The organism is Streptomyces griseicoloratus (assembly GCF_014534645.1).
GTDB classification, from domain to species: domain Bacteria; phylum Actinomycetota; class Actinomycetes; order Streptomycetales; family Streptomycetaceae; genus Streptomyces; species Streptomyces griseicoloratus.
On record NZ_JACVQF010000158.1, the window covers coordinates 1 to 26,242 of the forward strand.

28 protein-coding genes are annotated in these 26,242 nt (G+C 73.4%); 16 read left to right on the top strand and 12 right to left on the bottom strand.

Features of this window, described 5'->3' with window-relative positions:
- Positions 1-94: 94 nt before the first annotated feature.
- On the bottom strand, positions 95-565 hold the full coding sequence (locus tag H0H10_RS04555) for an ATP-binding protein (protein WP_188179499.1): 471 nt from the start codon (positions 563-565) through the stop codon (positions 95-97).
- Between the two features lie 217 nt (positions 566-782).
- On the opposite strand from H0H10_RS04555, the gene H0H10_RS04560 reads away from it, so the two are divergent.
- Entirely contained in the window at positions 783-1,985 is a 1,203-nt protein-coding gene (locus H0H10_RS04560; RefSeq protein ID WP_188179500.1) for a cytochrome P450, read from the top strand.
- Between the two features lie 33 nt (positions 1,986-2,018).
- Here the strand turns inward: H0H10_RS04560 and pgm are convergent, their stop codons facing one another.
- Positions 2,019-3,659, bottom strand: a complete 1,641-nt coding sequence (gene pgm / locus H0H10_RS04565; RefSeq protein WP_188179501.1) for a phosphoglucomutase (alpha-D-glucose-1,6-bisphosphate-dependent) — start codon at positions 3,657-3,659, stop codon at positions 2,019-2,021.
- A 106-nt stretch (positions 3,660-3,765) separates the two neighbouring features.
- Between pgm and H0H10_RS04570 the strand changes: the two genes are divergently transcribed.
- Positions 3,766-4,272 (top strand): molybdenum cofactor biosysynthesis protein, encoded by a 507-nt coding sequence (locus tag H0H10_RS04570; protein WP_188179502.1) that lies wholly within the window; start codon positions 3,766-3,768, stop codon positions 4,270-4,272.
- 18 nt (positions 4,273-4,290) lie between these two features.
- Here H0H10_RS04570 and H0H10_RS04575 read toward each other — a convergent pair whose 3' ends face one another.
- The 3 genes from H0H10_RS04575 to H0H10_RS04585 form a co-directional block, all read right to left on the bottom strand.
- Positions 4,291-4,719, bottom strand: coding sequence for a hypothetical protein (locus H0H10_RS04575; protein WP_188179503.1), 429 nt, complete (start codon positions 4,717-4,719; stop codon positions 4,291-4,293).
- Positions 4,720-4,807: 88 nt separating this feature from the next.
- Entirely contained in the window at positions 4,808-5,059 is a 252-nt protein-coding gene (locus H0H10_RS04580; RefSeq protein WP_188179597.1) for an Lrp/AsnC ligand binding domain-containing protein, read from the bottom strand.
- Between the two features lie 70 nt (positions 5,060-5,129).
- The gene (locus H0H10_RS04585; protein WP_188179504.1) at positions 5,130-6,065 is read right to left on the bottom strand and encodes a LysR family transcriptional regulator; all 936 of its coding nucleotides are present in this window, start codon (positions 6,063-6,065) and stop codon (positions 5,130-5,132) included.
- A 95-nt stretch (positions 6,066-6,160) separates the two neighbouring features.
- Here H0H10_RS04585 and mdlC point away from each other — a divergent pair, with 95 nt between their 5' ends.
- The 3 genes from mdlC (at position 6,161) to H0H10_RS04600 (ending at position 10,590) form a co-directional block, all read left to right on the top strand.
- Complete coding sequence (gene mdlC, locus H0H10_RS04590; RefSeq protein WP_188179505.1) at positions 6,161-7,741, top strand: benzoylformate decarboxylase; 1,581 nt, start codon at positions 6,161-6,163, stop codon at positions 7,739-7,741.
- A gap of 82 nt (positions 7,742-7,823) precedes the next feature.
- On the top strand, positions 7,824-9,278 hold the full coding sequence (locus H0H10_RS04595) for a benzaldehyde dehydrogenase (RefSeq protein WP_188179506.1): 1,455 nt from the start codon (positions 7,824-7,826) through the stop codon (positions 9,276-9,278).
- Positions 9,279-9,336: 58 nt separating this feature from the next.
- A complete protein-coding gene (locus tag H0H10_RS04600) occupies positions 9,337-10,590 on the top strand; it encodes an MFS transporter (RefSeq protein WP_188179507.1) in 1,254 nt (417 codons plus the stop codon).
- A 102-nt stretch (positions 10,591-10,692) separates the two neighbouring features.
- Here the strand turns inward: H0H10_RS04600 and H0H10_RS04605 are convergent, their stop codons facing one another.
- Both H0H10_RS04605 and H0H10_RS04610 read right to left on the bottom strand, forming a co-directional pair.
- Positions 10,693-11,394, bottom strand: coding sequence for a PepSY domain-containing protein (locus tag H0H10_RS04605; protein WP_223179369.1), 702 nt, complete (start codon positions 11,392-11,394; stop codon positions 10,693-10,695).
- 113 nt (positions 11,395-11,507) lie between these two features.
- Positions 11,508-12,497 carry a LysR family transcriptional regulator gene (locus H0H10_RS04610; RefSeq protein WP_188179509.1) on the bottom strand — a complete coding sequence of 330 codons (990 nt, stop codon included), beginning with the start codon at positions 12,495-12,497 and terminating at the stop codon, positions 11,508-11,510.
- 225 nt (positions 12,498-12,722) lie between these two features.
- Here H0H10_RS04610 and snpA point away from each other — a divergent pair, with 225 nt between their 5' ends.
- A complete protein-coding gene (snpA, locus tag H0H10_RS04615) occupies positions 12,723-13,397 on the top strand; it encodes a snapalysin (RefSeq protein ID WP_188179510.1) in 675 nt (224 codons plus the stop codon).
- A 102-nt stretch (positions 13,398-13,499) separates the two neighbouring features.
- On the opposite strand, the gene H0H10_RS04620 is transcribed toward snpA, so the two are convergent.
- Positions 13,500-14,237, bottom strand: coding sequence for a sporulation protein (locus H0H10_RS04620; protein ID WP_188179511.1), 738 nt, complete (start codon positions 14,235-14,237; stop codon positions 13,500-13,502).
- A gap of 49 nt (positions 14,238-14,286) precedes the next feature.
- Positions 14,287-15,003, bottom strand: a complete 717-nt coding sequence (locus H0H10_RS04625; RefSeq protein ID WP_188179512.1) for an adenosylcobinamide amidohydrolase — start codon at positions 15,001-15,003, stop codon at positions 14,287-14,289.
- 150 nt (positions 15,004-15,153) lie between these two features.
- Between H0H10_RS04625 and H0H10_RS04630 the strand changes: the two genes are divergently transcribed.
- Entirely contained in the window at positions 15,154-15,504 is a 351-nt protein-coding gene (locus H0H10_RS04630) for a hypothetical protein (protein WP_188179513.1), read from the top strand.
- A 49-nt stretch (positions 15,505-15,553) separates the two neighbouring features.
- On the opposite strand, the gene H0H10_RS04635 is transcribed toward H0H10_RS04630, so the two are convergent.
- Both H0H10_RS04635 and nsrR read right to left on the bottom strand, forming a co-directional pair.
- Positions 15,554-16,753 (bottom strand): globin domain-containing protein, encoded by a 1,200-nt coding sequence (locus H0H10_RS04635; RefSeq protein WP_188179514.1) that lies wholly within the window; start codon positions 16,751-16,753, stop codon positions 15,554-15,556.
- Positions 16,754-16,825: 72 nt separating this feature from the next.
- The gene (gene nsrR, locus H0H10_RS04640; RefSeq protein WP_188179515.1) at positions 16,826-17,269 is read right to left on the bottom strand and encodes a nitric oxide-sensing transcriptional repressor NsrR; all 444 of its coding nucleotides are present in this window, start codon (positions 17,267-17,269) and stop codon (positions 16,826-16,828) included.
- 151 nt (positions 17,270-17,420) lie between these two features.
- Between nsrR and H0H10_RS04645 the strand changes: the two genes are divergently transcribed.
- From H0H10_RS04645 to H0H10_RS04680, 8 genes are all read left to right on the top strand, one after another.
- On the top strand, positions 17,421-17,849 hold the full coding sequence (locus H0H10_RS04645) for a hypothetical protein (RefSeq protein ID WP_188179516.1): 429 nt from the start codon (positions 17,421-17,423) through the stop codon (positions 17,847-17,849).
- 196 nt (positions 17,850-18,045) lie between these two features.
- Positions 18,046-19,773 carry an ATP-binding protein gene (locus tag H0H10_RS04650; protein ID WP_188179517.1) on the top strand — a complete coding sequence of 576 codons (1,728 nt, stop codon included), beginning with the start codon at positions 18,046-18,048 and terminating at the stop codon, positions 19,771-19,773.
- On the top strand, positions 19,770-20,180 hold the full coding sequence (locus tag H0H10_RS04655; RefSeq protein WP_188179518.1) for a roadblock/LC7 domain-containing protein: 411 nt from the start codon (positions 19,770-19,772) through the stop codon (positions 20,178-20,180). The genes H0H10_RS04650 and H0H10_RS04655 overlap by 4 nt, the downstream gene beginning before the upstream one ends.
- Entirely contained in the window at positions 20,177-20,524 is a 348-nt protein-coding gene (locus H0H10_RS04660) for a DUF742 domain-containing protein (RefSeq protein ID WP_188179519.1), read from the top strand. The genes H0H10_RS04655 and H0H10_RS04660 overlap by 4 nt, the downstream gene beginning before the upstream one ends.
- On the top strand, positions 20,505-21,122 hold the full coding sequence (locus tag H0H10_RS04665) for a GTP-binding protein (RefSeq protein WP_223179370.1): 618 nt from the start codon (positions 20,505-20,507) through the stop codon (positions 21,120-21,122). The genes H0H10_RS04660 and H0H10_RS04665 overlap by 20 nt, the downstream gene beginning before the upstream one ends.
- A complete protein-coding gene (locus H0H10_RS04670; RefSeq protein WP_188179520.1) occupies positions 21,119-22,351 on the top strand; it encodes a cytochrome P450 in 1,233 nt (410 codons plus the stop codon). The genes H0H10_RS04665 and H0H10_RS04670 overlap by 4 nt, the downstream gene beginning before the upstream one ends.
- Positions 22,348-23,595, top strand: a complete 1,248-nt coding sequence (locus tag H0H10_RS04675) for a cytochrome P450 family protein (RefSeq protein ID WP_188179521.1) — start codon at positions 22,348-22,350, stop codon at positions 23,593-23,595. The genes H0H10_RS04670 and H0H10_RS04675 overlap by 4 nt, the downstream gene beginning before the upstream one ends.
- 138 nt (positions 23,596-23,733) lie before the next feature.
- Positions 23,734-24,135, top strand: coding sequence for a hypothetical protein (locus H0H10_RS04680; protein ID WP_188179522.1), 402 nt, complete (start codon positions 23,734-23,736; stop codon positions 24,133-24,135).
- A gap of 27 nt (positions 24,136-24,162) precedes the next feature.
- Here the strand turns inward: H0H10_RS04680 and H0H10_RS04685 are convergent, their stop codons facing one another.
- The gene (locus H0H10_RS04685) at positions 24,163-25,302 is read right to left on the bottom strand and encodes an enolase C-terminal domain-like protein (RefSeq protein ID WP_188179523.1); all 1,140 of its coding nucleotides are present in this window, start codon (positions 25,300-25,302) and stop codon (positions 24,163-24,165) included.
- 130 nt (positions 25,303-25,432) lie between these two features.
- Here H0H10_RS04685 and H0H10_RS04690 point away from each other — a divergent pair, with 130 nt between their 5' ends.
- Positions 25,433-26,230 carry a YhjD/YihY/BrkB family envelope integrity protein gene (locus H0H10_RS04690; protein ID WP_188179524.1) on the top strand — a complete coding sequence of 266 codons (798 nt, stop codon included), beginning with the start codon at positions 25,433-25,435 and terminating at the stop codon, positions 26,228-26,230.
- The last annotated feature ends 12 nt before the right edge of the window (positions 26,231-26,242 follow it).

The following is a 26,242-nucleotide window of genomic DNA, read 5'->3' on the forward strand; positions in this document are numbered from 1 at the left end:
CCGAAGACTGGGGCCGACCGCCCCCCGCGAGCGGCACCAGCGGATCGGCGACCTGCGACAACCGCCGCTGACCGCCGCCGGCACCCCACCGGGCTCAGGGCCGGCGGCCGGCGGCCTCCCGGTGCGGGTCGTCGGCCAGCAGCACCTCCGCCGTCGTGCGCTTGCCGACCGCCTCGCGGTGCACCTCCAGACTCCGGCACAGGCCCAGGACGATCTCCAGGCCGTGCCGGCCGACCCGGCCGGGGTCGGGGGCCTCGGCCACGGGCAGCACCGGGTCGCTGTCCCAGACCGACACCTCCACCCCGCCGCCGGTCAGCCGGAGATCGACCAGGGACGGGCCGGGCGCGTACTTGCAGGCGTTCGTCAGCAGCTCGCTGACCACGAGCTGGACCACGTCCATCGCCCGGTCGGACACCGGAAGGCCGTGGGCCTCACGCAGGCGTGCCAGGAAGTCCCGGGCCAGCTCCCGTCCCCGCGCGATGTCTCCGGAGCCGCCCTCGTACGCCGCCGAGACACCGAGCGGTCCGTCCCGCAACTGTTCCCCGCTCCGGGCAGCCCCGTCCATCCGATCCGCCCTCTTTCCTCACCCTGGCCGTCACGCCAGCCGTCTACCCCCGAAACCGAGAAAAATCGGACTCCGGCTCACGAGATCGTCCGACTGCCCTCATCCCGCGCTGCGGGGGGCTGGCCGACGGGCGGGCGGGTGCGTGATCCTGTGACGACGTCGTCAGGTCCGGGCCGTCACCGGGACGGCCCGGCGTCCGGCATGGGGGTGCGCACCGATGCGCGAGGCCGAGGACTCCGCCCGGAAGGCCGACCGGGGACGGGACCGGCCGGCCTGCCCGGTCAGTCGCGCGGAGGACGGGACCTGGCGGGTGCACGACTACGCCGTCGCCCGTGCGGTGCTGCGCGGCCCCGGCACCGTGCAGGCCGGTCTCGGCATCGAGACGGTCGAGAAACTGCCGCCGCGCATCCGCCGGCCCGTGCTCTACCGGGACGGTCCCGAACACCGGGAACACCGCCGCCAGACCGCGCGGTTCTTCACCCCGCGCCGGGTGGACGAGCACTACCGCGACCTGATGGTCCGCATCGCCGAGGAGCAGTTGGCGGTGCTCCGCAGGGACGGGGAGGCGCATCTGCCCGACCTGGCGTTCGGTCTGGCCATCGGAGTGGTGAGCGAGGTCATCGGTCTGCGCTACAGCAGGCCCGGCATCCGCCGTCGGCTGGAGCGCTTCTTCCCGGAGGAGTTCGGCGAGCCGGGCCTGACCAGCGTCCGCGGCCTCTACTGGTTCCTGCGGCAGAACACCAACTGGCTGCGCATCCACCTGGCCGACGTCCGTCCCGCCGTCCGCGCGCACCGTCGCCGGGAGCACGACGACCTGATCTCCCACCTGATCGCGGAGGGCTGTTCGGACGCGGAGATCCTCGGTGAGTGCCTGACGTTCGCCGCGGCCGGCATGGTCACCACGCGGGAGTTCGTCTCGCTGGCCGCCTGGCACCTGTTCACGGACGCCGACCTGCTCGACCGCTACCGCTCGGCGGAGGAGGCCGGGCGCCTGGCCGTCCTCCAGGAAATCCTGCGGCTGGAACCCGTGGTGGCACAGCTGCGCCGCCGGGCCACCACGGCCCTGGAACTTCCCTGCCCCGGCGGACCGGTCGCCGTGCGTCCCGGCGAGTACGTGGAGGTCCGCCTGGACGACGCCAACACCGACCCGAAGGCCGTGGGCGACGATCCGCTGCTCGTCCGGCCGGACCGGGCGATGGAGACCGGCCCCGGCCGGGCGGGGCTCTCCTTCGGCGACGGAGCGCACCGGTGCCCCGGGGCCCACATCGCCGTCCTGGAGACCGATGTGTTCCTCAGCCGCCTGTTCGCCCTCGACGGCATCAGGATGACCACGCGCCCGCGCGTCTCCTTCAAGGACGCCATCGGCGGCTACGAGATCCGCGGGCTGACAGTGGCACTCCCCCGGGCCGGTCGCGACTGACCGGCCCGGGCGGGGCGGGCGGCCGGCGCGGCGTCAGCCGCCCAGGGCGCCGAGGACGACGAGCCTGGCCTCGTCCTGCACCTGCCGGAGGTGGTCCTGCCCCAGGAAGGACTCGGCGTAGATCTTGTAGACGTCCTCGGTGCCCGAGGGGCGGGCCGCGAACCAGGCGTTCTCCGTGGTCACCTTGATCCCGCCGATGGACGCGCCGTTGCCCGGCGCCTCGGTGAGCACGGCGGTGACCGGCTCCCCGGCGAGGCTGTCGGCGGTGACCTGTGCCGGGGACAGCCTGGCCAGGCGTGCCTTCTCCTCGCGGGACGCCGGGGCGTCGATGCGGGCGTACGCCGGTTCGCCGAAGCGCGCGGTGAGCGCGGCGTAGTGCTCGGAGGGCGTCCTGTCGGTGACGGCCGTGATCTCGGAGGCGAGCAGCGCCAGGATGATGCCGTCCTTGTCCGTGGTCCACACCGAACCGTCCCGGCGCAGGAACGACGCCCCGGCGGACTCCTCGCCGCCGAAGCCGAGGGACCCGTTGACCAGCCCGTCCACGAACCACTTGAAGCCCACGGGCACTTCGACCAGCCGGCGGCCGAGGTCGGCGGCCACCCGGTCGATCATGCCGGAGGACACCAGCGTCTTGCCGACGCCCGCGTCGGCGGGCCACTCGGTGCGGTGCGCGTACAGGTAGGCGATGGCCGTGGCGAGGTAGTGGTTGGGGTTCATCAGTCCGGCGTCCGGGGTGACGATGCCGTGCCGGTCGGCGTCGGCGTCGTTGCCCGTGGCGATCCGGAAGCGGTCGCGCCGGTCGATGAGCGAGGCCATCGCGTGCGGCGACGAGCAGTCCATGCGGATCTTGCCGTCCCAGTCCAGCGTCATGAACCGCCAGGTGGGGTCGGTCAGCGGATTGACCACGGTGAGGTCGAGGCGGTGCTGCTCGGCGATGCGGGCCCAGTACGCCACCGAGGCGCCGCCCAGCGGGTCGGCGCCGATCCGCACGCCGGCGGACCGGATCGCGTCGAGGTCCAGCACGTTCGGCAGGTCGGAGACGTAGCGGCCGAGGAAGTCGTGGCGGCCGGTGCCGGGTGCGGCGAGCGCCTTGGCGTAGGTGACGCGCCGTACGTCCTTCAGGCCGCCCGCGATGATCTCGTTGGCCCGGTCCTGGATCCAGGAGGTGGCGTCCGAGCCGGCCGGGCCGCCGCTCGGCGGGTTGTACTTGAAGCCGCCGTCGGCGGGCGGGTTGTGCGAGGGGGTCACCACCACGCCGTCGGCGAGGCCCGAGGTGCGTCCCCGGTTGTGGGTGAGGATGGCGTGCGAGACCGCCGGGGTGGGCGTGTAGCCGTCCTCGGCGTCGATGAGCACGGTCACGTCGTTGGCCGCGAACACCTCCAGGGCGGTGATCCTCGCCGGCTCGGACAGGGCGTGCGTGTCGGCACCGAGGAAGAGCGGCCCGTCGGTGCCCTGGGCCTCGCGGTACTCGCAGATGGCCTGGCTGGTGGCGGCGATGTGGTCCTCGTTGAACGCCGCCGCCAGTGACGATCCGCGGTGTCCCGAGGTGCCGAACGCCACGCGCTGTCCCGCCTCGGCCGGGTCCGGGTGCAGGGCGTAGTACGCCGTCACCAGCCGGGCGACGTCGATCAGGTCCTCGGGGCCGGCCTGGCGGCCGGCTCGCTCGTGCTGCATGCGCCCACTCCTCCGCATCGGTCATGCATTCGCTCGCGATCTCATCTTCCCCCGTCCCCGGGCCGGGCAGGTACCGGACCTTCCGGCCGGGGTTAGGGTGAACGGCATGACCGGGGTGGAGGTGCTGCAGCTGCTGGTGTCGCCCGCGCACCGCCTGGCCGGGCGCCCCGCGGACGGGCCCGCGCCCGGGCCGCCCGACGAGTGCGTGACGCGGGTCGAGGTGCGGCGCGGTCTGGGTCTGGTGGGCGACCGCTACTACGGGCGCCCCGCGCACCGGAACGCGTCGGTGACCATCATGGCCGCGGAGAAGCTGCCCCTGCACATCGCCCCGGACGCCGACCTGCGGCACACCCGTCGCAACATCCTGCTGCGGGGCGTCGACATCGACGCCTGCGTCGGCGCGACGATCTCCCTCGACAGCGGTGCCGGTCCCGTGACGTTCGCCGTCAACCGTCCCGCCCGGCCCTGTGCCTGGATGGACGTCACCATCGGTCCCGGCGCACAGCGCGCGCTGCGCGGCGGGGGCGGCGTACGGTGCACGCCCCTGAGCGACGGTGTGCTCACGCTCGGCCCGGCGACGTTCGAGGTCGTCGGCGAGCCGGGCGCGCCGTGACGCAGCCCTGGGACGGTGTCAGATCCGGCCGCCGGTGAGCCGGGTGAGGGGACCGTGCGTGTGGCGTCCCGCGCGTCGGCCCGCGGCGTAGGACGCGGCGCCGAGCGCGGTCAGTCCGGCACCCACGCCGGCGGCGACGAGCTTGCGGTGGGCGATGGCCGTCCACGCCGTCCTGGCGGTGGCCGCCACCTGGCCCGACGTCGCGACGACCGCCTGACGGCCTGCCTCGACGCCCCTGACCGCCGTGTGGACGGCACCGTTCGCGGCCTCGGACGCCCGCTCGGCGCCTGCCCTGGCCGCCGACGTCGCGTCATCGGCCTTGTCGGCGGCGGTCTTTCCGGCCCGCGAAGCGGGTGCGGTGGCCTTGGCCGCGGCGCGCCGGGCCTTGGACTCGGTCGTCCGCGTGGCGTCGTTCTTCTTGCTCGGGTCGTTGTTCGATTCGCTCATGGACACCGCCTTGCCCCTCCCCGCGGCGGCAAACACATGCCGCCGCGGTCCGCCACCTCTCCGAGGCCCGGCTCGCCCGCCGGGCTGCTCAACGTGACTGCCTCGTCAGGGTCTTGACCCAGCGCAGGGTGAGGACGGATTCCGCGGTGCGGACGGCGGTCAGGGCGCCCAGCCTCTCGCTGAGGAAGGTGTAGAGGTCGTCGGTGGTGCCGCAGAGCACCGAGACGGCCGGATGGGTCCGTCCGGTGACGGCGGCGGCGAACCGCACCTCCGGAAGGGCGGCGACGGCCCGTCCCGTCCCGGCCGGCGCGAGGCCGGTCGCGGAGTGCAGCTCGGTCAGCCCAGGACTGTCCCGAGTGAGCGCCGGCGGCGGACGGCCTCGTGCGTGATCGCACCGGTCCGGCGGTCGGCTACCGTGCCGCGGAGGGCGGTAGCTGAGCGGGGCTCACCTGCTCCCCGAGCACCTCGGCCATGAACCGTACCAGCCACCGCTGCGCCGGACTGCGCGAGGACTCGTGCCGTGCGTACAGGGCCACCTCGATCGGCTCCGTCTCGAACGGGAGGCGTACCAGGCGTACCCGGTGGGACGAGGTGAAGACCTCCCCGACGTACTCGGGGACGATCGCGATCAGATCCGTCTGCTCCAGCAGGTAGGGGAGCAGCGAGAAACGCGTGGCGTCCACGACCACCCGGTCGATCAGCCCGTGCGCGGCGAGGACGGCCCGCGGCGCGACGTGCCCGCTCGGGCCGGACACCGTCGCGTGGTGCTCGACCGCCAGCTCCGGCAGGGTGACGGCGTCGCCCCGTACCCGCGGATGGTCGGCGGCGACCATGCCGACGTAACGCTCCCCGAAGAGCGGGATCCGCACGGTCCGGTGGGACGTGAGCACCGGCGTGGCCACGAACGCGTCGAGGTCACCGCGGCGCAGCTGGCTCTCGGCGTCCTCGACGTCGAACGGACGGACGGTGAACGACACCCGCGGCGCCCGCTCGCGCGCCGCCGCCAGCAGCCGGGGCAGGAGGGTCGCCTCGCCGAGGTCGGACAGGGCGATCGTGAAGCGGCCCGACATGGTCTCGGGGTCGAAGTCGTCGGCCTGCCGGACCGTCCCGTCGATGTCCGCGAGCGCGCGCTGCAGCGGCTCGTACAGCCGGCGGGCTCCGGCGGTCGGCGTCAGTCCGCGCCCGTTGCGGCGGAACAGCTCGTCGTCGAAGTGCCGGCGGAGCTTGCCCAGACTGTAGCTGACGGTCGGCTGGGTGACGTGCAGCGTCTCGGCGGTGGCCGTGACGCTGCCGGTCTCGTAGAGCAGCACGAACACGCGGGCGAGATTGAGGTCGAAGGTCCCCATATCGAAAAACTCTATATCGCGACGTCGGAACATCTATTGGTGCCCCTCTCACGGCGTTGCCTAGCGTGTCGGGCGTCACGTTGAAAGGAACGTCCGTGCCGTCCGTACGTCGTGTCTCCCATCTCTTCCTGGAACGCCAGGGGCTCACCACCGTCTTCGGCAACCCCGGCTCCAACGAGCTGCCCTTCCTCGCCGACCTGCCCGACGGCTTCCGCTACGTCCTCGGCCTCCACGAGGGCGCGGTCGTCGGCATGGCCGACGGGTACGCCCAGGCGACGGGCCGCCCGGTCCTGGTGAACCTGCACGCCGCCTCCGGCTCCGGCAACGCCATGGGGGCGCTCACGAACGCCGTGGCCTCGCGCACTCCGCTCGTGGTCATGGCCGGGCAGCAGGTGCGGCCCGCCGTCGGCCCCGAGGCCAACCTGGCCAGCGTCGACGCCCCGTCCCTGATGAAGCCCCTCGTCGGCTGGGCGGCGGAGCCCGCGTGCGCACAGGACGTGCCGCGGGCGCTCGCCCAGGCCGTCTTCGAGGCGCGGCTCCAGCGGCGGCCGACGTACCTCTCCGTCCCGTACGACGACTGGTCGGCCGAGGCCGGCGACAACAGCCTGGCCGTGCTCGACCGCCGGGTGCGCCGGGCCTCGGTGCCGGACGCGGAGCAGAGCCGGTGGCTGGCCGAGCAGGTGACCGCCGCCCGGTGTCCCGCGCTCGTGCTGGGCGGCGACATCGACTCGGCCGGTCTGTTCGACGAGGCGGTCCGGCTGGCCGAGCGCCTGGGCGGTCCGGTGTGGGCGGCCCCGTCGCAGTTCCGGCTGCCGTTCCCCAACCGCCACCCGCTCTTCCGCGGTGTGCTGCCCGCCGGGATCGCGCCCGTCTCGCAGGCGTTCGAGGGCCATGACCTGGTGCTCGTGCTCGGAGCGCCGGTCTTCCGCTACCACGAGCACCTCCCCGGCCGGTACCTGCCGGAGGGCACCCGGCTGATCCAGGTGACCGAGGACGCCCCCGCCGCCGCGCGGGCCCCGATGGGCGAGGCGCTGGTCGCCGACCCGGGAGCCGTCATCGACCTGCTGGTGAAGGTGCTCGACGCGCCCTCCGCGCCCGCGGACCCGTACCGGCCCGCGCCCGCGCCGCTCACCGCGGAAGGACCGGTGCTGCACCCCGAGGAGGTCTTCGCGGCGCTGCGCGACGAGCTGCCCGAGGACACCGCGTACGTCGTCGAGTCGACGTCGACGAACTCCTCCTGGTGGCGCCAGATGGACCTGCGCCGGCCCGGCTCCTACTACTTCCCGGCGGCCGGCGGGCTCGGCTTCGGCCTGCCCGGCGCGGTCGGCGTCGCCATGGCGCAGCCCGACCGTCCGGTCGTCGGTGTGATCGGCGACGGATCGGCCAACTACGGCATCACCGCCCTGTGGACGGCCGCCCGGCAGCGCGTTCCGCTGACCGTCGTCCTGCTGCGCAACGGCACCTACGGGGCCCTGCGCTGGTTCGGCGGCCTCCTCGGCGTGCCGGACGCCCCCGGACTGGACATCCCGGGGATGGACTTCACCCGCATCGCGGAGGGCTACGGCGTCCGCGCCCGGCACGTCGGCGGCGTCGACGAGCTGCGTGCCGTACTCGCCGAGCGACCGGACCACCCCCGGCTCGTCCAGGTGGACACGGCGCTCACCACGCCCTCCTGACCGGCCCGAATGGCCGCACGGCCGGGCGCGCGGAGCCGCTGACGCGCCCGGACCACCGAAGATCCCGAAGAAGGGGAAAGCGATGACACTCCTGGACAGCGACGTCTGGGGCAGGAAGTTCTTCAGCGACGGCTGGCAGGACTCCGCCTCACAGCACCCGGTCACCGAGCCGGCGACCGGTGACCGGCTCGGCTCGGTGGGGCTGGCCACGGCCGAGGACGTCGGCCGTGCCGCCGCCAGGGCCGCCGAGGCCCAGCGGGCGTGGGCGGCGACCTCCCCGCAGCAGCGGGCCACCGTGCTGCGCCGGGCGGGCGAGCTCTTCGCCGAGCACGCCGCCGAGGTGGCGGACTGGCTGGTGCGCGAGGCCGGTTCCACCCGGGCCAAGGCGGGCTTCGAGGTGCAGCTCGCCGTGGGCGAGGCCTTCGAGTGCGCGGGCCTGCCGACGCATCCGCAGGGCGAGGTGCTCACCTCCGAGGAGTCCCGCTGGTCGTTCGCCCGCCGCCGCCCCGCCGGTGTCGTGAGCGTGATCGCCCCCTTCAACTTCCCGCTGATCCTCGGCCTGCGCTCGGTGGCGCCGGCGCTCGCGCTGGGCAACGCGGTGCTGCTCAAGCCGGACCCGCGCACGGCGGTGAGCGGCGGTGTCGTCATCGCCCGTGTCTTCGAGGAGGCCGGACTCCCCGCCGGCGTCCTCCACCTGCTGCCGGGCGACGGCTCGGTGGGCCGGGCGGTCGTCGAGGCCCCCGAGGTGCGGGTGATCTCCTTCACCGGCTCCACGCCGGTGGGACGGGCGATCGGCGAGCAGGCCGGCCGGCTGCTGAAGCGGGCCCACCTGGAGCTGGGCGGGAACAACGCCCTGGTCGTGCTGCCCGGTGCGGATGTGCGGAAGGCGGCCTCGGCCGGTGCCTTCGGCTCGTACCTGCACCAGGGGCAGATCTGCATGACCACCGGCCGGCACATCGTCCACGAGTCGCTGCTGGAGGAGTACACCGCGGCGCTCGCCGCGAAGGCCGAGGCACTGCCCGTCGGCGACCCGGCCCGCGAGGACGTGGCGCTCGGCCCGATCATCGACCGGAAGCAACTGGAGCGGGTGCACGGCATCGTCACCGACAGCGTCGCGGCGGGCGCGAAGATCGCCGCCGGCGGCGAGATCGACGGCGCCTGCTACCGCGCGACCGTGCTGACCGGGCTGACGACCGACATGCCGGCCTGGCGCGAGGAGATCTTCGGCCCCGTCGCGCCCGTCATCGGCTTCTCCACGCTGGAGGAGGCCGCCCGGATCGTGAACGACTGCGAGTACGGGCTGTCCGTCGGCATCCTCGGGGACGTCGGTACGGCGATGAAGCTCGCCGACCGGATCGACTCCGGCAAGGTGCACATCAACGAGCAGACCGTGAGCGACGAGCCCAACGCCCCCTTCGGCGGGGTCAAGGCCTCCGGCACCGGATCCCGTTTCGGCGGTGCCGCGGCGAACGTCGAGGCGTTCACCGAGACCCAGTGGGTCACGGTCCGTCCGGACATCGCCGACTACCCGTTCTGAGGTCCCGCCCCGCTCCCCGTCCGCTCGTCCGCTCCCGTCCCCTGGGGGGAATGTCACCATGGCTTCCGCCACCACGTCCGCCGCGCCGGCCCGCACCGGCGCCACCGGAAACAGCAGATGGACCGTGCTGCTGTGCTGGATCACCGTCCTGCTGGAGGGCTACGACCTCGTCGTCCTCGGCGCCATCATCCCCACGCTGCTCAAGACCCATCACCTCGGCATGACCGCCGGTGACGCCACCACCATCGCGACGCTGTCGCTGGTGGGTGTGGCCATCGGCGCGGTCTGCGTCGGCCCGCTCGCCGACCGGCTGGGACGCCGCCACCTGCTCATCGGGTCGGTGGTGGTGTTCTCGGTCTTCACCATCGTCGTACCGCTGGCCACCTCCGTCTGGATGTTCGCCGCGCTCCGTCTGGTCGCCGGACTCGGCCTCGGCGCGTGCATGCCGGTCTCGCTCACGATGATGGCCGAGCACATGCCGGCCAGCCGCCGGGCGCGGGCCAGCACCCTGACGATGACCGGCTACCACACCGGTGCCGTGATCACCTCGCTCCTGGCCCTGCAGGTGACCGACGACTGGGAGATCCTGTTCTACCTGCTCGGCGTCGTCGGCCTCGTCGTCGCCGCCATCCAGTGGTTCCGGCTGCCGGAGTCGGAGGCGTTCGTCCGGGCCAAGCAGGCCGGGGGCCGGCGCGTGCCGTTCACCGAGCTGCTGAAGCCGGCGTACCTGCGCGCGGGCATCGGCGTCTGGGTCGCCTCCTTCATGGGGCTGCTGCTGGTCTACGGCCTGAACACCTGGCTGCCGAAGCTCATGAACGACGCCGGCTACCCGGTCCCCACCGCCGTCACCCAGCTCCTGGTGCTCAACGTCGGCGGCGTGGCCGGCCTCGTCCTCGGCGGATACGTCGCGGACCGGCGCGGCATCAAGGGCACCACGATGGGCTGGTTCGCGGTCTCGGTGGTCATGCTGGCCTGCCTCAGCGTCAAGATGGACAGCGACCTCCTGCTCAACGTCGTCGTCTTCTTCACCGGCGTGTTCGTCTTCTCCGCCCAGGTGCTCGTCTACGCCTACGTGACGAACTTCTACCCGGCGTCGGTGCGCGGCACCGCCCTCGGCTCGGCCTCCGGGATCGGGCGGATCGGCTCGATCGTCGGACCGTCGATCACCGGCGCGCTCGTCGCCTCGGGGATCGGCCACCCGTGGGGCTTCTACTTCTTCGCCGCGGTGGCGGTCCTCGGCTTCCTGGCCGTGCTGACCCTGCCGCGCCGCGGCGAGGACGAGCGCGTGGAGGCGGCCGGGCCGGCCCACTGACGGCGTCCGGGACCTCGCGGTCCGCGGCCCGGCGTGCAGGCGCCGCGGGAGCGGGGCGGTCACTTCCGCCCGGTGCTCCCGTGGCGCCTTCCCGTCCGTCGTTCAGTCGCGGTCGACGTGTTCGCGCAGGATCTTGCCGTTCTTCGCGTCGATGTCGTAGGTCGTCTTGTTCCAGTCGTCGGTGTTGACGACGTCGACGGACCACAGGAGCTGCCGGTCGTCGTTCTCGTCGAGCTCGACGCTGGTCACGGTGCCCTTGGTCTTGTCCGTGGCCACCTTCACGGCCTGCTCCGGCGTCTGCTCGGCCTGGCTCAGCCGGTCGGCGACCTCGCGCTTGTCGTCGGCGTCCTGGTCCGGTTCGATCTGGGTGCGGAAGACCTCGCCGGTCACCGCGTCGACGTCGATCCGGTGCACCGTGCCGTCGGCGGAGGCGACCTTGGCCTCCCACTCGGGGGCGTCCTGGCTCGGGGCCGGTGCCGGGGTGCTGGGGCTGGGCGTGCCCGGCGATTCCGTGGACTCGGTGGAGAAGCGCTTCAGTTCAAGGTGGACGAGCTTGCCGTCGGGAACCTCCTTGACGGCGGCGTCGGCCGCCTTGTCCCACGTGACCTTGGCCATCGGGATCAGGGCCTTGCGCTCGGCCTGGTCCTCTGTCAGGGGCTGGGTGGGAGACGGGGAGGCGGTGCCTGTCGGGGACCCGGTGGGCGACTCGGTCTGAGCCGCCTCGGCGACGCTGGAGCGTGCCGTGTCGGCGTTGGAGCAGGCGGTCAGCAGCAGGGAGCCGCCCAGGGCACAGATGACGGCCATCGAACGAATAGGCAGAAGACGTCGCGCAGGGCTCATGCTGCTTTCCGTAACCGTGACGCCCGGCCGTCACACGGGTCCCCGGGGGAAACCACCGGAATGGCCGCCGGGTGCGGTCAGCGGACCGGGGCGAACGCCGCGCGCCCGATCGCCCTGGCGGCCGAGGGCGAACACGGGGCGACGGGCCGGGGCGCGGTGCGCTCCAGCCACTCCCGGTACGCGGGGGACTGGCGGGCGGCCTCCCAGTACGCCTCCTCCAGCGCCGGGTAGACCGCGTCCAGCTCGGCCCGGGTGCGCGCGGCCACCATCAGGCGTACGGCGAGGGGGTCGCCGTACAGGCGCCGTACCGCCGTGTCGGGGCGGGACTGGGAGCTGGGCTGGCAGACGGTCACGACCTCGCCGGTGGCCACGAGGGAGGCGGCGGTGTGGTAGTCGCCGTGCAGGACGCGCGGATTGAGGCCGGCGGCGCGCAGCATCCGGTGGACGCCGTCCCACTCGCCGTCGACGGTGGGGTCGACCATCCAGCGGTCGTCGGCCAGGTCGGCGAGGCGGACGACGGGACGGGCGGCGGCCGGGTGATCGGCGGGCAGCATGACGAACTGCGGTTCACGGTCCATCAGGACGCACAGCCGCAGGCCCTCGGGGATGTGCAGCGGACAGCCCTCGACCTCGTGCACGAAGGCGACGTCGAGCTGCCCGTCGACGACCCTGCGCAGCAGCGCGTTGGCGGAGACGTCCATCTGGAGCGTCGGTTCCAGGCCGGGACGTCTGAGGCGGCGCAGCCAGCCGGCCAGGGCGCGGCTGGCGGTGGAGCCGATGCGCAGCCGGCTGTCGCCGCCGGCCGCGGCGGCACGGGCCTCGCGGACCAGTGCGCGCATGTCGGCCACCAGCGGGCGGGCCCGGCCGAGGACGGTCCGGCCCAGCGGGGTGGGGCGGCAGCCGGTGCGTTCGCGGACGAACAGCGGTCCGCCCAGGGCCTGTTCGATGCGGCTCAGCTGGGTGCTCAACGTGGGCTGGGCGACGCCGAGTTGGCGTGCCGCCCGGTGCAGGCTGCCGGCGTCGGCGATGGCGCACAGCGCGCGTAGGTGCCTCACCTCGAGCTCCATGCAGGGAGCGTAGAGCCGAACAACCTGGTTGCGCCAGGTGAACAAATCGCTGCGGAACAGGGCGAGTTCAGCACTCCCGGCCGAACCCGTTCCGCTGCGGTCCGGCGGGTGGCCGGCACGGCGGGGATAGTCCCGCGCTATCACCTGTTGCCATCATCACAGCGCGCCCACGGGCCCCCACACTCGCCGATGACGACTTCTCCCCCACACACAAGGAGTCATCGGATGCGACTGACCCTGCCCGTGCTGTCCACCGCGGTCGGCCTCGGTCTGACGGCGGCCCTGCTCGGCGCCACTCCGGCCGCGACGGCCTCGTCCCAGCACCAGGAAGCCTACGCCGGCTACCGGCCCTCGGCCTCGACGGCCGAAGACGCCCGGAACAACCAGGAGTTCTTCGAGGCCGTCGTCCGTTCCGTCGCCGAGAAGCGGGCCGCCGACCCGGACTCCGCGGCCGCCGTCACCGTCTACTACAGCACCGCGGGCGCGCCCAGCTTCCGCACGCAGATATCCCGCAGCGCCCAGATATGGAACAGCTCGGTGTCCAACGTGCGGCTCCAGGAGAGCAGCTCGGGCGCCGATTTCGCGTACTACGAGGGCAACGACCCGCGCGGCTCGTACGCCTCCACCGACGGACACGGCAACGGCTACATCTTCCTCGACTACCGGCAGAACCAGCAGTACAACTCCACCCGGGTCACCGCGCACGAGACCGGTCACGTGCTCGGCCTGCCCGACCACTACTCCGGTCCGTGCAGCGAGCTGATGTCGGGCGGCGGCCCCGGCCCGTCCTGCACCAACGCCTACCCGAACGCCACCGAGCGGGCCCGGGTGAACCAGCTGTGGGCCTACGGCTTCGCGGACGCCCTCGACAAGGCACTGCAGAAGAGCGCACGTCGCTGAGCACCGGGGACGGGTGCGGGGACGGTCCGGCAGGGCCGCCCCCGCACGCGTGCGCTCACGACGGCCGGGGAGGGCGGTGCCGCCCGCCGGCCCGCGCGGCCGCTACCGGGCCCAGCGCTCGCGGCAGAACTCGTCCAGCCAGCTCGTCCACCGCTGCACGTCGAGTTCGTCGGCGGCGAAGAGGAACGAACCGGCCGCGCCGGGGATCACCTCGACCGACTCCGCGTCCGCCGTGATGACGCTCATCTCCAGCTGGTCCTGGCGGTGGTAGGAGCTGGGGAACCAGAACTCCAGTTCCTGGCAGTAGGGCAGTGTCTGGGTCTGCTGGAAGTTGCGGTAGTACTGCTTCACCTCGGCCTCGTCGAAGCGGAAGCCGAGGTCGGCGAACGCCTGGAACATGGCGTCCTGCACGGGGCGGGCGTGCACCGCGATCTCGTCGAAGTCGCCCCGGTCGACCGCGTTGTCGATCTCCATGGTGGTGCGCAGCGCGCAGCGGGCCCCCTTCAGCCGGTTGCCCAGGGCGTGGGTGAGCGGCATCTCCCACGGGATGACCAGGCTCGACTCGAACACCCTGTCCTCCTTGGCCGCCAGGGCGAAGCTCCCGGTGTCGCTGCTGGCCAGAACGTGCGGGTTGGTCCAGCCCGTCTCGGTCGACTCGCTGTCCTCGACGCGGATCAGGAGTTCGACGGCGAGGCGGTCGACCTTCACATCGGCGCCGCCGCCGCGCACCACGACCTCGAACGGCAGCTCTTCGCCGGGCCGGACGGCGTCCCGGCCGGGCACGGTGTCCACGGCGGGCGCGTTGATGCCCATGGAACTGAGGAACGTACGGAATGCCACGAGATGCCCCCTCCCCGGTGGATCACCGTGATCCACCCGGTTGGGGAGTCTAGAACGCGCTTGCGCCGTACGGGCGTTCAGCGGGAGTGGTGGCGGGCAGCGCGGTGAGTACGGCGCGGTGGACGGCGCGGGCCAGCCGGGCTCCCCACTCGGAGCGCGGGCCGGCGAAGGAGTGGACCTCGGCGCCGGGGTGCGGGGCGCGGGCGGCGACGCACACGGCGTCCGTGGGGGTGCCGGAGCAGTCGTGGCCCGACTCCAGCAGTGCCTGCACCTTGGCCTCGGTGGCGGTGATCACCGCGTTCACCAGTGCCGCGTCGCTCAGCGCGACCGGCAGCGCGGCGACGACGTTGATGGTGCCCGGCGCGGGGACCCCGCCGGCGCCCTCCTGCGCGGTGGCCGCCCATCCGCGCACGGAGACGCCCGCGGTGGCGACGGCCTCCGCTCCGCCGTCCCGCGCACAGCCGGGGGCGGACACGTCGGCGGCGGTCATCAGGCCCACGCCGGGCCCCTCGGCGCCGGCGTCGCGCGCCAGGCCGGCGAGGTGCCGCTCGGGGTCGGTGCGCCGGTAACCGTGAGCCACCTGGGCGTTGAGCACCCAGGCACGCTCGGCGATGCCGCCGCCCAGCACGGCGCTGCTGACCATCCGCCAGCCCGGCCCGCAACGCCACAGCAGGGCGTGCAGCCGCTCGCCGTCCTCCACCCGGGTCAGGCGCTCCACGGCCAGCAGACGGTGCCCGGTACGGGGCGGCGGGAGGACAGCGGGCACCGGACACGGCTCCTTGCGGCACTTCGGCGGACGGGGGCGGACCGGATGATCGTACGCGGCGCATTGCGAACCCGGTCCGGGGCGCTTTCACTGAAGGCACCCACGCCGTCAGGCGTCAGCGCGCCACCAGGCGTCAGATCGGAGGCCTCGATGCTGTCCCACACCCTGGAGCAGGGGGTCCTGGTCATCACGGTGGACCAGGACCCGGGAATCGACGGGCGGGCCGCTCTGGCCACGGAGATCACCAACCTCGTCGACGCCCATCGGCCGGCTCCCGTCGTCATCGTCCTCGGTGAGCAGGCGGCGAGCAACGCCACGGTCAGTGCCGTGCTCCGGGCCCACCAGTGGTGCGGCCGCCTCGGCATCCTGATGTGCGTGGTCACCCAGAGCGCCCCGCTGCGGCGGCTGCTGGAGAACAACGCCGGGACCTTCGGGCCCGGACCGGTCGTCCACGCGCAGGTCGACGCCGCCATCGCCACGGCGTTCACCGCGGCGGCCTAACGCCTGCCCGGGAAAGTGCGTGACCGCCCGTCTCCCCCCCCCCCCGTGACTACTGCTGCCCGAGCCAGAGGTCCGGCCCGAACACCTCGTAGTGGATGGCCTCGGCGGGCACACCCCGGCGCAGCAGGTCGCCGCGGACGGCGCGCATGAAGGGCACCGGCCCGCACAGGTAGGCCGTGAGGCCCGCGGGCAGGTCGAGGCCGCCGATATCGGCGCGGCCGGCCGAGGCCCGCGGCGCCTCGTCCCCGGGCTCCTCGTACCACAGGTGGAGCCGGGCGTCCGGGAGCGCGCGTATCAGGTCGAGCAGCTCCTGCCGGTGGGCGTGGTCGGCGGGGGTGCGGTCGGCGTGCACCACGGTCACCGGGCGGGCGGAGCCGGTGGCGGCCAGGTGGTCCAGCACGGCCAGCATGGGGGTGACGCCGATCCCGGCGGACGCCAGCAGCAGCGGGCCGTCGCCGTCCGCCGGCAGCACCAGGTCGCCGAACGGCGCGGAGACGGTGAGCACGTCGCCCACCCGCACGTGGGCGTGAAGCCAGTTCGAGACCTCGCCGTCCGGCCGTCCCTCGCCGAGGACGCGCTTGACGGTGATGCGCCGGCCTGGCCGGCCGGGGGCGGCGGACAGGCTGTACTGGCGGATCTGCCGGGAGCCGTCGGGCAGTTCGGACCGGACGCTGACGTACTGGCCGGGACGGAACGGCCGCGCGGGGCTGCCGTCGGCCGGGCGCAGGACGAAGGAGACGGCGTCGGGGGTCTCCTCGCGCCGTTCGACGACCTCCATGCGGCTCCACACGTCTCCCTCGGCGGCGCCGGCCTCCTGGTAGAGACGTGCCTCGACGGCGACGAGCGCGTTGGCCATCAGCCAGTAGACCTCGTCCCAGGCCGCGGCGACCTCGGGGGTGACGGCGTCGCCGAGCACCTCCGCGATGGCGGCGAACAGGTGATGGTGGACGATCTTGTACTGGTCGGAGGTGACGCCGAGGGAGGCGTGCTTGTGCGCGATCCGGGAGAGCATCGCGTCGGGGCGGGCATCGGGTCGCTCCAGCAGCAGGCCGGCGAATCCGGCGATGGATCCCGCCAGCGCCCGCTGCTGCTCTCCGTTGGCCTGGTTCCCCCGGTTGAACAGGTCCCGCAGCAGCTCGGGGTGGGCGTCGAACAGCTTCCGGTAGAAGAGTTCGGTGATGTCACCGATGGCCGCTCCGACCGCGGGGAGGGTTGCCCGGACCACGGGGACGGACTGTTCGGAGAGCACAGCGACTCCTTAATTGGTAGATGATATTCGTGTTTTACTTCGGGAGGCACGCCCGTCGGCGGCGCCCGCCGGTCACCGGGACGGGCGGTCCGAGAGCCCGATCAGGACCGGGCCGGTCGGCGAGGCCACCAGGTCGGCCACGGTCAGCGGGTCGAGCGCGGCGTAGAACGCCTCCTGGGCGTCGCGCAGGGCGCCCCGCAGCCGGCAGGCCGCACGCAGCGGGCACGGGCCGTCCTCGCAGGCGACGACCTCGCCGTCCCCCTCCAGCTCCCGCACCAGCCAGCCCAGCGAGGCCCGCCGGCCGAGACCGGTCAGCGCCAGTCCGCCGCCGCGGCCGCGACGGGCCTCCACCACACCCAGATGCTGCAGGCGGGTGACGGCCTTCGCGGCATGCGTGTACGGCACCCCCATGACCTCCGCCACCTCGCGCGTGGTCAGCGGGTCGTCACCGTCCCTCACGACCGCCAGGCGCATCACGGAACGCAGCGCCAGGTCGGTGAACTTCGTCAGCCGCACACCTCGGACGCTAACAAATACGCATGTAAAATTCCTGTTTCCTGACCACCGCGGCCCTGTGCAGTACGTCACGGAAGGTCCGCGCACTCGGGCTCGGCCGCTCGACCGGGCGGTACGTCGGCAGTTTGGGCACATCGGACGGTGACACCTGATGACAGCGGAAGACCACGGCTCCCCCGGTCCGGCCGGGGATGCCCCACTCCCCCGGATCCTGTGCGACACCGCCGGCCTCCTGGCGTCCGGCGACGCACCGGCCGGCGCCCTGTGGAAGCTCGCGGAGCCGGGGCGGCAGCTCGACGCCAACGTCGTACGCATCCCTCCGGCGGGGCGGGTCGGCACCCACACCGAACCCGACCTCGACGTGCTGCTCCTCGTCCTCGCCGGCGAGGCCGCCCTGATCTGCGCGGACGGCCGGCGCTCCCTGCGCGAGGGCGTCCTGACCTGGCTGCCCCACGGCTCCGCCCGCGGCATCGTCGCCGGCGCGGAAGGGGTGACGTACCTGACCGTCCACCGGCGCCGGCCCGGGATGCGGATCCAGCCGCCCGGCGCGGCGGCCGGGTTCCGGCCGGAGGGGGCCTGAGGCCCGGGCCGGCACACCGGGCGGACCGCCTCGGTCGGTGGCGGAAACAGGGCAACGATTGAACGAGACCCTTCTCATACTGATCGCAAACTCTCGTATAGTGATCGCGAGTTGAGTGCTGCGTACCACCATCGTTCCCCACCCGCCCCATGGATGACACGAGGGCCGCTCCCGCGGCCTGGCGAGGACCCGATTGATGACCGCGCCCGCCCGCCCCGGCGACCGAACCGCTCCCCGCACCATCGCCGCCGTGGCCCTGCCCTGCGCGGTGGTCTCGGCACTCGTCGTCGGCGGTGCCGTCGCGGCGGCACCCTCCTCGGTCCGTGCCCCGCTCGGCCTCGGGGCGAGCGCCGCGGCGATCCTGCTGTGCGTGGCCGTGACCGTCGCCGTCGACGCCGTGCGGACGGTGCGGCTCACCCGCCGCAGGCTGGAGGCCGCCGAGGCGGAGGCGGGGCGGCTCGCCCAGGATCGTGCGCGGCTGGCCGAGCAGTCGCGTCGGGAGCAGGAGCGCCTGCGGGAGGAGACCGGCCGGGAACGGGCCGGTCTCATGGCGGAACTCGGCCGCGAACAGGCCCGGCTCACCGAAGAGTTCGAGCGGGAGCGGGCGCGCCTCGCGGAGGAGTTCGAGCGGGAGCGGGCGCGTCTCGAGGACCGGCGGGCGCAGGAGGCGGCCCGGCTCACCGAGGAGACCGCGCGGCTGAGGGAACGGCTGGACCGGGCCACCCGGGAGCGTGCCGCCGCCGTCTCCGCGACCGCCAACGCGGCCGGCCGGATGCAGGCACTGGCCACCAGCATGCTCGCCGACCTGCGTGCCATGGAGGAACGGCACAGTGACGAGGACGTTCTCACCGACCTCCTCCACCTCGACCACCGCACCGCACAGGCGGGCCGGCTCGCCGACTCCGTCGCCGTCCTCACGGGCGCCCGCTCCGGGCGCCGCTGGGCGCGGCCGATCGCCATGGAGTCCATCCTGCGCGGCGCCATGGGGCGCATCGCCGGCTACCAGCGGGTGCGCGTGCACTCGGCCAGCGGCACGGCCGTCGCCGGGCACGCCGCCGAGGGCGTCATGCACGCGCTGGCCGAACTCCTCGACAACGCCGCGAACTTCTCGCCGCCGACCGCCGAGGTCCACGTGTACGTCGAGGAGGTGCCGGCCGGCGTCATCGTGTCCGTCGAGGACAGCGGGCTGGTGATGGGCGAGGTGCAGCTGCGCCGGGCGCAGCAGGCAGTGTCCGGCGAGGTCGCCGGGCTGGGCGGCCTGACCGGTACCCGGCTGGGTCTCGCCGTGGTGGGCCGGCTGTCCGTCAAGTACGGGCTGAAGGTGTCCTTCCGGCCGTCCGCGCGCGGCGGCACGGGGGTGCTGATGCTCATCCCCCAGGACATCCTGACCGGCCCGGTCCCGGCTGACGGCCCGGCGACGACCGCGGCCCAGCAGGCTCCGGCCTCGTCCCAGCAGGCCCCGGCCGACGTGCAGCGCCCCGCCGACCCGCAGCGCCCCGCCGTACCGCCACGCGCCGCGGCATCGCCCGCCGCGTCGCACGCCACGGCCGTCGAGGACCCGGCCCCGCTGCCGGGCCACGGTTCCGCGGACCGCGAGACGGACGCCCCGCCCGCCGGGCTGCCCAGGCGGCGGCGCGGACGCACCCTCGCCGCCGCCGAGCGCGCCAGGGCCACCGCCCGCTCCGCCGAGCCGCGCGCCACGCCGTCCGCCGACGACGCCAAGGTGCGCGCGGCCCGCTTCAGCAGCTTCCGCCAGGCCGTCCGGGCCACCGGTTCCGGTCCCGCCGACGCGCGGGAGACGGCCGCGGGGAACGCGGGCGCCGAGCCGCCGCCGGCCGGCACCGCCGCACCCGCACCGGCCGAGACGACCCCCGATCACCCGTCCCACTCGCACGCGCACCCGGAAGGCGACACCACTCCATGACCGGCACGACCACCGCCGACGAGAAGCTCACCTGGCTCATCGAGGGCCTGCTGGAGCGCACGCCGGGTGCGCGGCACGCGCTCGTCCTCTCCCGCGACGGCCTGAAGCTGTGCCGCACACCGGAGCTCTCCGTCGACCAGGCCGACCAGCTCGCCGCGATCGCCGCCGGCATCCAGTCGCTGTCCCACGGCGCGTCCGTGGAGTTCGGCGACGGCAGCGGCGGGGTGCGCTCGGCCATGACCGAGTTCTACGGCGGGATCCTGTTCATCGTGGAGGCCGGCGAGGGTGCCCATCTCGCCGTGGTCACCGGCGAGGAGGCGGACGCGGGACTCGTCGGGCACAACATGAGCGAGCTCGTGGAACAGCTCGGCGAGCACCTGACGGCACAGCCCCGCACCACCTCATGAGCCGCCCCGGCAGGGACGACGCGCCCGACCGTCTCTACACCCTCACCGGTGGTCGCAGCCGGTCGGGCCCCGACAACCCCTTCGACCTGGTCACCCTGGTCGTCGCCGAGTGCGAGCCGACGCCCGGCATGCAGTCGGAGCACGCGGCGATCCTCCGGATGACCGAGGCCCCCACGGCCGTGGTGGAGATCGCCGCCGAGCTGCGGCTCCCGGTGAGCATCACCAGGATCCTGCTCTGCGACCTCCACGCCGCGGGCCGCGTGAGCGCACGCCACCCGCGCACCGCAGCCGTTCCCGACCCCGACATCCTGGAGCAGGTGCTCGTTGGACTCCGCAACCTCTGACGTCCGTACCCCCCTGGGTGCGTCCGCCGACAACGGCCTGAAGATCGTGGTCGTGGGCGGTTTCGGCGTCGGCAAGACGACCTTGGTCCGCTCGGTCAGCGAGATACGTCCCCTCAACACCGAGGAGACGATGACGCAGGCCGGCGAGGCGGTCGACGACATCAGCGAGGTGCGCGGCAAGACCGCCACCACCGTCGCCTTCGACTTCGGCCGGATCAGCCTCGACGCGCGCAACGTGCTGTACCTGTTCGGGGCGCCCGGCCAGGAGCGGTTCTGGTTCCTGTGGGACCGGCTGTTCTCCGGCACGCTCGGCGCGGTGGTCCTGGTCGACACCCGGCGCATCGACGACTCCTGGTACGCCATCGACCGCCTGGAGCACCACGGCACGCCGTTCATCGTCGCCTGCAACGACTTCGGCGGCCCCCGGCACTCCCCCGAGGCCGTCCGCGATGCCCTCGACCTGGATCCGCAGGTGCCGCTGGTCTCCTGCGACGCCCGGTCCCGCGAGTCCAGCAAGCAGGTGCTGATCGCCCTGGTCGAGCACCTCCAGGCCCACTACGCCGGCCGGGCGGCCCGGCCCCGACAGGAGTTCGTGTGAGCAGCGACGCCCTCGACGCCGTACCGCTCGGCGGCCCGCGCTTCCAGACCGAACCCGCCGTGCTGTACCGGCAGATGCGGCGCGAGCACGGCGCGGTGACGCCGGTGCTGCTCGACGGGGACGTGCCCGCCTGGCTGGTGCTCGGCTACCGCGAGCTGCACCAGGTGACCGGCGACCCGGTGCTGTTCAGCCGGGACTCCGACCTGTGGAACCAGTGGGAGAACATCCCCGACGACTGGCCCCTGCTGCCGATGATCGGCCGCAAGCAGCCGTCGATCCTCTACACCGTCGGCGAGCGGCACCGCGAACGCGCCGCCATGATCAGCAACGCGCTGGAGGCGGTCGACCCGCACGAACTGCGCGGGCACGCCGAGCGGTTCGCCGACGAGCTGGTCGACGGGCTGTGCGCCAGGGGCGAGGCCGACCTCGTCGGCGACTACGCCATGCTGCTGCCGGTGCGGGTGCTGGCCCGGCTGTACGGCTTCTCCGACGAGCAGGGCCCGGCGCTGGTCACCGCCCTCAACGACATGATCGACGGCCGGGAGCGGGCCATCGCCGGCCAGACCCACCTCGCCACGTCGATGGCGGCGCTCATCGCGGCGCGCAAGGAGTCGCCGGCCGACGACGTCGCCTCCCGGATGCTGGCCGACGACAGCGGTTTCAGCGACGAGGAGATCGCCCAGGACCTGATGGTGATGATGGCCGCCGGCCACCAGCCGACCGCGGACTGGATCGGCAACTCGCTGCGCCTGATGCTGACCGACGACCGCTTCGCCGCCTCCCTCTTCGGCGGCCGCAACAGCATCGCCGAGGCCATGAACGAGGTGCTGTGGGAGGACACCCCCACCCAGAACGTGGCCGGGCGCTGGGCGTCCCGCGACACCCGGCTCGGCGGCCGCCGCATCCGCGCCGGCGACCTGGTGCTGCTCGGCCTGCAGGGCGCCAACTCCGACCCGCAGGTCCGCACCGACGGCTCGGCGCTCACCGGCGGCAACAACGCGCACTTCTCCTTCGGCCACGGCGAGCACCGCTGCCCCTTCCCCGCGCAGGAGGTCGCCGAGGTGATCGCGCGCACGGGCATCGAGGTCGTCCTCGACCGGCTCCCGGACATCGACCTGGCGGTGCCCGCCGAGTCCCTCACCCGTCGCCCCTCGCCCTGGCTGCGGGGGCTGACCGAGTTGCCCGTGCGGTTCATCCCGACCCCTGCTCTGGGAGGCACGTCAGCATGACCACCGGCACCGAAGAAGCCCGGATACCGCTGGACCCGTTCGTCACCGACCTGGACGGCGAGAGCGCCCGGCTGCGCGCGGCGGGACCGCTCGCCGCCGTGGAGCTGCCCGGCGGCGTTCCGGTCTGGGCCGTCACGCACCACGCCGAGGCCAAGGCGCTGCTGACGGACCCCCGCCTGGTGAAGGACATCAACGTCTGGGGCGCCTGGCAGCGCGGCGAGATCCCCGCGGACTGGCCGCTGATCGGGCTGGCCAACCCCGGGCGCTCCATGCTCACCGTGGACGGCTCCGAGCACCGGCGGCTGCGTTCGCTGGTCGCCCAGGCCCTCACGCCGCGGCGCGTGGAGCACATGCGCAAGCGGATCACGGAGCTCACCGACCGGCTGCTGGACGACCTGCCCGCCGACGGCGGCGTCGTCGACCTCAAATCGGCCTTCGCCTACCCGCTGCCGATGTACGTCGTCGCCGACCTCATGGGCATCGAGGAGGCGCGGCTGCCCCGGCTGAAGGTGCTGTTCGAGAAGTTCTTCTCCACGCAGACACCTCCCGAGGAGGTCGTCGCGACCCTCACCGAGCTGGCCGGGATCATGGCCGACACGGTCGCCGCGAAGCGCGCCGCGCCCGGCGACGACCTGACCAGCGCGCTGATCCTGGCCTCCGAGGACGGCGACCGCCTCACCGACCAGGAGATCGTCTCCACGCTCCAGCTGATGGTCGCCGCCGGTCACGAGACCACGATCTCGCTGATCGTCAACGCGGTGGTCAACCTCTCCACGCACCCGGACCAGCGGGCCCTGGTGCTCTCCGGTGAGGCGGACTGGTCCGCGGTGATCGAGGAGACCCTGCGCTTCTCGACCCCGACCTCGCACGTCCTGATCCGCTTCGCGACCGAGGACGTCCCGGTCGGGAAGAAGGTGATCCCCGCCGGGGACGCGCTGATCGTGTCGTACGGCGCGATCGGCCGGGACGAGGCGGCGCACGGGCCGACGGCGGGGGCGTTCGACATCACCCGCACGTCGAAGAACCGGCACATCTCCTTCGGGCACGGCCCGCACGTGTGCCCCGGCGCGGCCCTGTCCCGGCTGGAGGCCGGCGTGGCGCTGCCCGCCCTGTACGCGCGGTTCCCCGGGCTGGACCTGGCGGTGCCGGCGTCGGAGCTGCGCAACAAGCCGGTGGTCACGCAGAACGACCTCTTCGAGCTGCCGGTCACGCTCACGGCCCCGGCCGGCCCCGGGCGCGCCTGACCGTCCGCGGGTGCCGGGCGGGCCGGCCGCCCGGCACCCGCGTTTGCCCGCCGCCCACCGGGTACTCCGGATGGCAGACGCCGATGACCGACCCGGGAACGGCGTCGACCCTGCCGAGTGATGGTCTTGGGAGTGGCGATGTGGAAGCGCAGACGCAGGAGAGGGCGGCAGCCCGACACATCCGTTCCCGTGGAGCTGTGCGACCTGTGCGCCGCCGTCTTCCCGAAGGACCGGGCGGTGCGCGGATACGTACGGGATTCCTCCGCGGTGCACCCCGAGCACGACGGGGACGACGGGCTGCGGCTCGTCACCGCGTGCGGAGACGACCACTTCGACACGATCGCGGAGGGCTACCGGCACCGCCCCTTCGTGTCGGAGGAGCTGTGGGCGGCGAAGGTCTCCCGTGCCCTGACGACGGGCCCGACGGGTCTCACCATGCAGCAGCTCGCCTGGCAGACCGGCCTGCTGGAGCCGCAGATCCGCCGCGGCATCGCGTGGCACAACCAGCGCATGCGGCAGGGCCAGGACCTGGACCCGTGACGTGCTCGCACGCCTGTGCGGGCCGGGTCAGGCCGGCCGCGTCCCGTGGACGCGGTAGGGCTCGGCGTCGGCCCATCTGACGTCCAGCCCGAGACCGGGCCGGCCGGTGTCGGGCCGCAGGGCGCCGCTCTCGGGCGCGGGGATGCCGTCGAACAGCAGTCGCTCGACGCGCACGTGGTCGTGGAAGTACTCCAGGTGGCGCAGCCGCCGCACGACGCAGAAGGCGTGGGCGGACACCGCGGGGGCGCAGTGCGCGGACAGGTCGAGGTGCCGGGCGGCCGACAGTCCGGCGACCTCCAGGACGCCGGTGATGCCGCCGCACCGGGTGACGTCGGCCTGGAGGCAGTCCACGGCCGGGCCGTTCACGAGGTTGGCGAAGTCCTGCGTGGTGAAGGCGTACTCCCCCGCCGCGATGTCGAGGCGCCCGGGTCCCCGGTCGCGCAGCAACCGCAGCCCCTCCAGGTCCGCGGATCCGACGGGTTCCTCGAACCACCGCACGTCCCACTCGTCGTGGAACCTGTGCGCCCAGTACAGGGCCTCCTTGCGGCCGAGCGCGCCGTTGGCGTCGGTGAACAGCTCCGGCCCGTCGCCGATCGCGCGGCGTACGGCGGTCAGGCGCCGCGGGTCCTGTTCCGGTTCCCGCGAGGTCTTCAGCTTCACGCGCGGGACGCCCTGTTCGACCCATGCGGCGAGTTGGCCGGTGAGGCGGTCCAGGGGGTAGTTGGTGAAGCCGCCGCTTCCGTAGACCGGTACCCGGTCGTGGTAGGCCGGCAGCAGCCGGACCAGCGGAAGCCCCAGCAGTCTTGCCTTGAGGTCCCACAGCGCCACGTCGACGGCGGAGAGGGCCATGGCTCCGGCCCCGGGGCGGCCGGCGTTGCGCATCCGTGCGCCCATCCGCTGCCACAGGGCGGGCGGCGAGAGGGCGTCGCCGCCCACGACCGCCGGAGCGAGCCGGGAGGTCACGAAGGGGGCGACCGAGACGTCGCCGTAGGTGTATCCCAGGCCGGTCGTGCCGCCGGCGTGCACCCGGACCAGGACCACGGTCGTGGAGTCCCATTCCAGGGTGCCGTCCTGCTCCGTGCCGTCCGGGCCGTCGGTGGGGACCTCGAAGGCGTGTACGTCGACCGCCTCCACCGGACACGCACCGAGCGCCGTTCCTCCGGCCATCGCGTCGCTCCCGTCAGTCGGCCACGGGCCTCGTCGGCACCCGCGTACCCCGTGTCACGTTTGCCCCACCGGTCCCGGGTCACTCAGTTCGGGATCCGCGAGCCACCGGAGGACCGCCCGAGGAGCACCCGTGAACCGGAAACGGCGACCGCTCCACCACCTGTGGGAGCGGCTGGCCGCGTCCGCCCTCGTCCGGCGCGGCCGGGAGCTGGAGCTGATGCACCGGGCCATGGGCTTCGCCACGCTCGCCCTGGTCACGCTCGCTCCGCTGCTGATCGTGGTGGCGGCCGCCGATCCGCTGGGACGCGGGGGGTTCGCGTCGTGGCTGGCCGACGGCATGGGGCTGTCCGGACGGTCCGCCCGGGTGCTGACCGACATCATCAGTCCGCCGACCGAGGTGGTCGGCACCACGAGCGTGTGGGGTGGTATCGCGCTCGCCGTGTTCGGCGTGTCCTTCGCGGGGAGCGTGCAGAACGGCTACGAGCGCATCTGGGGTCTGCCCTCCGGACCGTGGCACCGCGTCTGGCGCCAGCTGACCTGGGTGGCCGCGCTGACCGCCTATCTGTACCAGGAGGTGCAGACGCGGACCGCCCTGCACGGGTCGCTGCGGATCGCGCTGTCGGTCTCGCTCGGCATGCTGTTCTTCTGGTGGGGTCAGCACTTCCTGCTGGGCAGCCAGGTGCGGTGGCGGGATCTGCTGCCGGGGGCGATCGCCACCATCGTGGGCCTGATCGGTCTGAGGGGGTTCTCCTACCTGGTGTTCACACCGCTCATCCTCGACAACGCGATCAGTTACGGCACGGTCGGCATCGTGCTCGTGGTGGAGTCGTGGCTCATCGGGGTCGGCTTCGTCGTCTACGGCGGCGCGATGGTCGGCCGCTGGTTCTGCGAGCACCACTGGTGGCCGCGCGGCGGGCGTCACCGGTGACGTGTCGCCCGC